This window comes from Pseudomonas sp. 18.1.10 (assembly GCF_024655625.1).
Taxonomy (GTDB): Bacteria; Pseudomonadota; Gammaproteobacteria; order Pseudomonadales; family Pseudomonadaceae; genus Aquipseudomonas.
Genome location: NZ_JANLGL010000063.1, coordinates 23,317 through 30,630, shown reverse-complemented (window position 1 = coordinate 30,630; position 7,314 = coordinate 23,317). Strand labels below are relative to the sequence as shown.

The window sequence follows — 7,314 nt, the reverse complement described above, 5'->3', positions numbered from 1 at the left end:
TCAGCCAGCTCATCTGGTTCTGATACACCGCATTCGCGAGCAAGCCCGCTCCCACATTGGATCGTCGCTGGGCTTTAGAGGTCGGACTCTTTTACTACGCGCACTTTCCCCGCATCCAGCGCATAAGCGGCGTCAGCCAAGTCGTTATTGACCTTTTCGACCTTGAGAGTGCCCGTCACCCACAACGGCGTGTAGATATCATCCAGCTTCAGCCCCTTGGGATACCGCACCAGCACCAGCTGGTTAGGCGGCGGTGGCGGCACGTGGATGCACGCGCCTGGGTACGGCACCAGGAAGAACAGCGTGCTGCGGCCCTTGGCGTCGGTTTCCAGCGGCACCGGGTAACCGCCGATGCGGATGTCTTTGCCGTTCATCGCCGCCACGGTCTTGGTGGAATACATGACCGCCGGCAAGCCTTTGCTCTGCTTCAGGCCACCTTTGTCGGTGAACGTGCCTTGGGCTTCGGGGGAGTTGTGGTCGATCTCGGGCATGGTTTCGAGGGCTTTCTGGTCCGACAGTGGCATCAGGTCGAGCCAGTCGGTTTCCGGCAGTTCGCCGGCGTGCGCCAGGCCTGGGCCGAGCAAGAGGAGGGTCAACAGAAGACGGCGCATGGGGAGCAGCTCGGCAAGGAAAACAGTGCCGGCATTCTAGCCCTCTGCGCCTGCGCAGCGCAGAGGGCTTTGTCGCTTAGATCATTTCTTTTTGATCAGGCCGTAGATCACCAGCAGGATGATCGCGCCGATCAATGCGCCGATGAAGCCCGCGCCTTGACCCGCCTGGTAGATGCCCAGCGCCTGGCCACCGTAGGTCGCCGCCAGGGAGCCGGCGATACCCAGCAGGATGGTCATGATCCAGCCCATGCTGTCGTCGCCCGGCTTGAGGAAACGCGCCAGCAGGCCGACGATCAGGCCGATAAAGATGGTTCCGATGATACCCATGGCATTTCCCTCTGAATGTAGGTGAGCTATGCCAAAGCCTAGTCAGGCTTTGGCATCCTGCAATCAGAGAGACGACGATCACCAATGGTTCCCGTCGGACTTGGCTTATTGCTCGGCGATCAGCGCTTCAACCTTGAGGATCTGCGCTTGCAGCGTCCCACGGTCCTTGCAACGCAGGTTGGCGTGGCCGACCTTGCGCCCGGCCTTGAAGGCCTTGCCGTAGTGATGCAGGTGGCAGTCGTCGATGGCGATGACTTTTTCCACAGGCGGCACTACACCGATGAAGTTGAGCATCGCGCTTTCGCCGACCTTGGCCGTGGAACCCAGCGGCAAGCCCGCAACCGCCCGCAGGTGGTTTTCGAACTGGCTGCACTCGGCGCCTTCGGTGGTCCAGTGCCCGGAGTTGTGTACGCGCGGGGCGATTTCGTTGGCCTTGAGGCCACCGTCCACTTCAAAGAACTCGAACGCCATCACGCCGACGTAATCCAGCTGCTTGAGCACGCGGCTGGAATAATCTTCCGCCAGGGCCTGCAACGGGTGGTCGGTGCTGGCCACGGACAGCTTGAGGATGCCGCTGTCGTGGGTGTTGTGCACCAACGGGTAAAAGCGGGTTTCGCCATCACGGGCACGCACGGCGATCAGCGAGACTTCGCCGGTGAACGGCACGAAGCCTTCCAGCAGGCAGGCCACGCTGCCCAGCTCGGCGAAGGTGCCGACCACGTCAGCGGCGGTGCGCAGGACTTTCTGGCCCTTGCCGTCGTAACCCAGGGTGCGGGTTTTCAGCACGGCCGGCAGGCCGATGCTGGCGACGGCGGCGTCCAGGTCCGCCTGGGACTGGATGTCGGCGAAGGCCGGGGTGGGAATGCCCAGGTCCTTGAACATGCTTTTCTCGAACCAGCGGTCACGGGCGATGCGCAAGGCTTCGGCGCTCGGGTACACCGGCACGAACTGCGAGAGGAAGGCCACGGTTTCCGCCGGCACGCTTTCGAACTCGAAGGTCACCAGGTCGACTTCGTCGGCCAGTTGGCGCAGGTGATCCGGGTCGCTGTAGTCAGCGCGCAGGTGTTCACCCAACGCGGCCGCGCAAGCGTCCGGCGCCGGGTCCAGGAAAGCGAAGTTCATCCCCAGCGGGGTTCCCGCCAAGGCCAGCATGCGGCCCAGTTGGCCGCCACCGATTACACCGATTTTCATCAATCAACAACCTCAGGCGATGCGTGGGTCTGGATTGTCCAGCACGCTGTCTGTCTGCTCAGCACGGAATTTCTTCAGCACCGCGTGGAACTGCGGGTGCTTGGCGCCCAGGATGCTGGCGGACAGCAGCGCGGCGTTGATCGCGCCGGCCTTGCCGATCGCCAGGGTCGCCACCGGAATGCCGGCGGGCATCTGCACGATGGACAACAGCGAATCCACGCCCGAGAGCATCGCCGACTGCACCGGCACGCCGAGTACTGGCAGGTGAGTCTTGGCCGCACACATGCCGGGCAAGTGAGCTGCACCGCCGGCACCGGCGATAATCACCTCGATGCCACGGGATTCTGCTTCATCGGCATACTGGAACAGCAAATCCGGGGTGCGGTGGGCAGAGACCACTTTCACTTCATACGGAATGCCGAGTTTTTCCAGCATATCGGCGGTGTGGCTAAGGGTGGACCAATCGGACTTGGAGCCCATGATCACGCCAACCAATGCACTCATCGTCGTGCCTCTTCTCTCTGGGCGCCCGCAGGCGCGTCAAAAAACAACAAGCCACGCGGGAAATCCGGCGTGGCTTGTTGTACGAAATTAGGCCGGTTGGACCGGCCGAAGGCCGCGCAGTATACCGTAATAATGCAGATAAACAGCCCCTTGGATGACCATCTGTCTAGCGGGGCAAAGTGGCGGTTTTATTGACTTTCAGGTCAGCGAAACCAACACCCACTCCCCATGGGAACTGGGTCAATGTGGGAGCTGGCTTGCCTGCTCCCACATTGATCTTCAGCGCACTCAAGCGCCCTGCGCCGCCCCACCCTCCAACTTACGCCACAACAACCGCACGTTGGCCTTGCGTACCAACGCACAGCGATACAAACGAATCTCCAGCGGCACATGCCATTGCGGGCCGCCGCATACCACCAGCTCACCGCGTGCCAGTTCTGCGCGCACGCTCAGTTGCGGCACCCAGGCGATGCCCAACCCTTCCAGCGCCATGCTCTTGAGGCTGTCGGCCATGGCGGTTTCGTACACGGTGGTAAAGCGCAAGGCACGCTGGCGCAGCAGCAGGTGCACCGAGCGACCAAGGAATGCACCGGCGCTATAGGCCAGCAGCGGCACACTGCCCTCGCCTTCGAGGTCGAACAACGGCTTGCCATCGGCATCGGCGGCACACACCGGGAGCATTTCGGTGTTGCCCAGGTGCAGGGAGGGGAAGATTTCCGCGTCCATCTGCATCGCCGCGTCGGGGTCGTAGAACGCCAGCATCAGGTCGCAACCGCCTTCGCGCAGGGCGTGCACGGCGTCGCCGACGTTGGTGGCGACCAGCCGCGTGGCGATGTTCAGGCCTTCGTTACGCAGCTGGGCGATCCAGCGTGGGAAGAAGCCCAGCGCCAGGGAGTGCGCCGCCGCGACTTGCATGACTTCGCCCTGCCCGCCTTCCAGGTGATGCAAATGGCGCAGCACTTCACCGAGCTGTTCGACCACGGTGCGCGCGGTCACCAGGAACAACTGCCCCGCCGCCGTCAATTCCACCGGCGTGCGCGAGCGGTTGACCAGGGTCAGGCCCAGCGCAGCTTCAAGGCTACGAATGCGTCGGCTGAATGCCGGCTGGGTGACAAAGCGCCGTTCCGCCGCCTGGGAAAAGCTGCGGGTGGCCGCCAGGGCGCTGAAGTCTTCCAGCCATTTGCTCTCAAGGTTCATCACTTCCCTCCACGGGTACGCACCATTTTGGTACACACGCCCGCCATGATAGCCGGGTCACACCTGCATTATGCCGTTTATGCATAGCCCAGTGCTGAACAGCATTGGCCCAAAAACTCACACAAGCCTAGCATTCGCAGCGTTCCGGCCAGTTCCGGGTCCATATCGAGATGATTTCCGTCATGTCCTCCGCTGCATCTTTCCGTACCGAAAAAGACCTGCTTGGCGTACTCGAAGTACCTGCCCAAGCGTATTACGGCATCCAGACCCTGCGAGCGGTGAACAACTTCCGCCTCTCGGGCGTTCCGATTTCGCATTACCCGAAATTGGTGGTCGGTCTGGCAATGGTCAAGCAAGCGGCGGCCGACGCCAACCGCGAGCTGGGTCAGCTCAGTGAAGCCAAGCACGCTGCCATCAGCGAAGCTTGTGCCCGGCTGATCCGCGGCGATTTCCACGAAGAGTTCGTGGTGGACATGATTCAAGGCGGCGCTGGCACTTCAACCAACATGAATGCCAACGAAGTGATCGCCAACATCGCGCTGGAGGCCATGGGTCACCAGAAGGGCGAGTACCAGTACCTGCACCCGAACAACGACGTGAACATGGCGCAGTCGACCAACGACGCCTACCCGACCGCGATCCGCCTGGGTCTGCTGCTGGGTCACGACGCGCTGCTGGCCAGCCTCGACAGCCTGATCCAAGCCTTCGCCGCCAAGGGCGTCGAGTTCGGCCACGTGCTGAAAATGGGCCGCACCCAATTGCAAGACGCTGTGCCGATGACCCTCGGCCAGGAATTCCGCGCCTTCGCCACCACCCTCGGTGAAGACCTGGCCCGCCTGAAAACCCTGGCGCCAGAACTGCTCACCGAAGTGAACCTGGGCGGCACCGCCATCGGTACCGGCATCAATGCCGACCCGCGCTACCAGGCCCTGGCCGTACAACGCCTGGCCACCATCAGCGGCCAGCCGCTGGTACCGGCTGCCGACCTGATCGAAGCCACCTCTGACATGGGCGCCTTCGTGCTGTTCTCCGGCATGCTCAAGCGTACCGCGGTGAAGCTGTCGAAGATCTGCAACGACCTGCGCCTGCTGTCCAGCGGCCCACGTACCGGGATCAACGAGATCAACCTGCCAGCGCGTCAGCCAGGCAGCTCGATCATGCCCGGCAAGGTCAACCCGGTGATCCCGGAAGCCGTGAACCAAGTGGCATTCCAAGTGATCGGCAACGACCTGGCACTGACCATGGCAGCCGAAGGCGGCCAACTGCAACTGAACGTGATGGAGCCGCTGATCGCCTTCAAGATCTTCGACTCGATCCGCCTGCTGCAACGCGCCATGGACATGCTGCGCGAACACTGCATCGTCGGCATCACCGCCAACGAAGCGCGCTGCCGCGAACTGGTGGAGCACTCCATCGGCCTGGTCACCGCGCTGAACCCGTACATCGGCTATGAAAACGCCACCCGCATCGCCCGTATCGCCCTTGAAAGCGGCCGCGGCGTGCTGGAACTGGTGCGCGAAGAAGGCTTGCTCGACGACGCCATGCTCGACGACATCCTGCGCCCGGAAAACATGATCGCTCCACGCCTGGTCCCGCTGAAGGCCTAAGCGTTTGTTGCACCGCTCACCAGGTTGAGGGACTAGACACCTCTCACCTTTTGAGGGCCTGAAGGCTCGTTCTTCAGGCCCTTTTTTTTGCCTCAAGGTTGTGAAATGACGCCCATAAAAAATCCAATATCGCCCTGCAAGCCCACCGCCCTGCTGAAACCTTTAATCGCCCCGTGCAGACGGATCACGCGCTCCTAGGTATAGTGCCGCCCCTCTTCGCGCTGCGGCCGTCGGTAACGAGGCCCGGATACACACGCGAAACCGCATGAATAACAACCCGCAAAAGGATTGGGGTCGAACTGTCGCGCACTGCCTGGTGCTAAGCGACGGCGTCGCACCGTCCTGCGTTTGCCATTAGAAAAATCAGCGAGGAACACTCCATGCTCGAAGTCATCAACGACTTCCTCTCAGGGAAAGTACTGATCGTGCTCATTGTCGGGCTCGGCGGTTATTTCACGATTCGCTCGCGTTTCGTACAGCTACGCCACTTTTTCCACATGTTCTCGGTGTTTAAAGACAGCCTGAAGAGCAGCTCCGATCAGCTCAGCTCGTTCCAGGCGTTGATGCTCAGCCTGGCCGGCCGTGTCGGTGCCGGTAACATCGCCGGTGTCGGCATTGCCGTGACCCTGGGTGGCCCAGGCGCCGTGTTCTGGATGTGGGTCACCGCGCTGGTGGGCATGTCGTCGAGCTTTATCGAATGCTCCCTCGGCCAGCTGTACAAGCGCACCGACGCTGAAGGCACCTACCGTGGCGGCCCGGCGTATTACATCCAGCATGGCCTGCACAAGCGCTGGCTGGGCATGGTCATGGCGTTCCTGCTGCTGGTGACCTTCGGCTTCGCCTTCAACGGCCTGCAAGCCCACGCTGTGACCCACTCGCTGAACAACGCCTTCGGCCTCGACACCACCTACACCGGCCTGGCCCTCGCGGCATTGCTGGGCCTGGTGTTCATCGGCGGGATCAAGCGCATCGCCTCGATTGCCGACCTGCTGGTGCCGGTCAAGACCCTGGTCTACATCGCCGTGACCCTGTACGTGATCGTGCTGCAATTCGACCACGTCCCGGCCATGCTGATGACCATCGTCAAGAGCGCGTTCGGCCTCGACCAAGCCTTCGGAGGCCTGGTGGGCAGCGCGATCATCATGGGCGTGAAACGCGGCGTGTTCGCCAACGAAGCCGGTCTGGGCAGTGCGCCCAACGTGGCGGCAGTGGCTTCCGTAGAGCACCCGATTGCCCAGGGCGTGGTCCAGGCGTTCAGCGTGTTCCTCGACACCTTCGTGATCTGCACCTGCACCGCGCTGCTGATCCTGCTCTCCGGCTTCTACACCCCAGGCTTTGAAGGCGACGGCATTGCCCTGACCCAGAACTCCCTGGCGGCCGTGGTCGGCGACTGGGGCCGCATGTTCATCTCCGTGGCCCTGGCGTTGTTCGTGTTCACCTCGATCATGTACAACTACTACCTCGGCGAGAGCAATCTGCGCTTCCTAGTGGGCAACAACCGCAAAGTGCTGATCGGCTACCGCACGCTGGTGCTGGTCCTGATCTTCTGGGGTTCGATCGAGAACCTGAGCACCGTGTTCGCGTTCGCCGACATCACCATGACCATGCTCGCCTTCGTCAACCTGTTCGCCCTGGCGTTCCTGTTCAAGATCGCCATGCGCATCCTGAACGACTACGACAACCAGCGCGCAGCCGGTATCAAGACGCCAGTGTTCGACTCCAGCCAGTTCCCTGACCTGGACCTGGACCGCAAGGCCTGGCCGGCCAATCCGGCAAAACCGGATGCAGCGCCATCGGCTGAACTCAACGCCCAAGCCCAGCGCTAAGCGTAGGTAGATGACACGCCGCACGACCTTGGGCATGCTCGGGGCCGTGCG

The 7,314-nt window shown here is 62.1% G+C and carries 7 protein-coding genes; 2 read left to right on the top strand and 5 right to left on the bottom strand.

All coding sequences use genetic code 11. From position 1 onward, the window contains the following. Positions 1–74: 74 nt before the first annotated feature. The 5 genes from NUV89_RS13390 to NUV89_RS13370 form a co-directional block, all read right to left on the bottom strand. Positions 75–611: a DUF3299 domain-containing protein gene (locus tag NUV89_RS13390; RefSeq protein WP_257781692.1), complete on the bottom strand. Its 537-nt coding sequence runs from the start codon at positions 609–611 to the stop codon at positions 75–77. Between the two features lie 81 nt (positions 612–692). Then, on the bottom strand, positions 693–938 hold the full coding sequence (locus NUV89_RS13385) for a GlsB/YeaQ/YmgE family stress response membrane protein (RefSeq protein WP_017739000.1): 246 nt from the start codon (positions 936–938) through the stop codon (positions 693–695). Between the two features lie 105 nt (positions 939–1,043). Continuing rightward, the gene (locus tag NUV89_RS13380) at positions 1,044–2,129 is read right to left on the bottom strand and encodes a 5-(carboxyamino)imidazole ribonucleotide synthase (RefSeq protein ID WP_257781691.1); all 1,086 of its coding nucleotides are present in this window, start codon (positions 2,127–2,129) and stop codon (positions 1,044–1,046) included. Positions 2,130–2,141: 12 nt separating this feature from the next. Next, the gene (purE, locus tag NUV89_RS13375; RefSeq protein ID WP_003176980.1) at positions 2,142–2,633 is read right to left on the bottom strand and encodes a 5-(carboxyamino)imidazole ribonucleotide mutase; all 492 of its coding nucleotides are present in this window, start codon (positions 2,631–2,633) and stop codon (positions 2,142–2,144) included. Positions 2,634–2,921: 288 nt separating this feature from the next. Then, the gene (locus NUV89_RS13370) at positions 2,922–3,830 is read right to left on the bottom strand and encodes a LysR substrate-binding domain-containing protein (RefSeq protein ID WP_192298058.1); all 909 of its coding nucleotides are present in this window, start codon (positions 3,828–3,830) and stop codon (positions 2,922–2,924) included. Between the two features lie 182 nt (positions 3,831–4,012). On the opposite strand from NUV89_RS13370, the gene aspA reads away from it, so the two are divergent. Both aspA and NUV89_RS13360 read left to right on the top strand, forming a co-directional pair. Beyond that, entirely contained in the window at positions 4,013–5,437 is a 1,425-nt protein-coding gene (aspA, locus tag NUV89_RS13365) for an aspartate ammonia-lyase (RefSeq protein WP_017739004.1), read from the top strand. A 380-nt stretch (positions 5,438–5,817) separates the two neighbouring features. Then, entirely contained in the window at positions 5,818–7,263 is a 1,446-nt protein-coding gene (locus NUV89_RS13360) for a sodium:alanine symporter family protein (protein WP_257781690.1), read from the top strand. The last annotated feature ends 51 nt before the right edge of the window (positions 7,264–7,314 follow it).

What these genes read in the sequence shown, in the direction of transcription:
- NUV89_RS13390 (WP_257781692.1), bottom strand. Translation starts at nt 611, where the DNA reads ATGCGCCGTCTTCTGTTGACCCTCCTCTTGCTCGGCCCAGGCCTGGCG.
- NUV89_RS13385 (WP_017739000.1), bottom strand. Translation starts at nt 938, where the DNA reads ATGGGTATCATCGGAACCATCTTTATCGGCCTGATCGTCGGCCTGCTG.
- NUV89_RS13380 (WP_257781691.1), bottom strand. Translation starts at nt 2,129, where the DNA reads ATGAAAATCGGTGTAATCGGTGGCGGCCAACTGGGCCGCATGCTGGCC.
- purE (WP_003176980.1), bottom strand. Translation starts at nt 2,633, where the DNA reads ATGAGTGCATTGGTTGGCGTGATCATGGGCTCCAAGTCCGATTGGTCC.
- NUV89_RS13370 (WP_192298058.1), bottom strand. Translation starts at nt 3,830, where the DNA reads ATGAACCTTGAGAGCAAATGGCTGGAAGACTTCAGCGCCCTGGCGGCC.
- aspA (WP_017739004.1), top strand. Translation starts at nt 4,013, where the DNA reads ATGTCCTCCGCTGCATCTTTCCGTACCGAAAAAGACCTGCTTGGCGTA.
- NUV89_RS13360 (WP_257781690.1), top strand. Translation starts at nt 5,818, where the DNA reads ATGCTCGAAGTCATCAACGACTTCCTCTCAGGGAAAGTACTGATCGTG.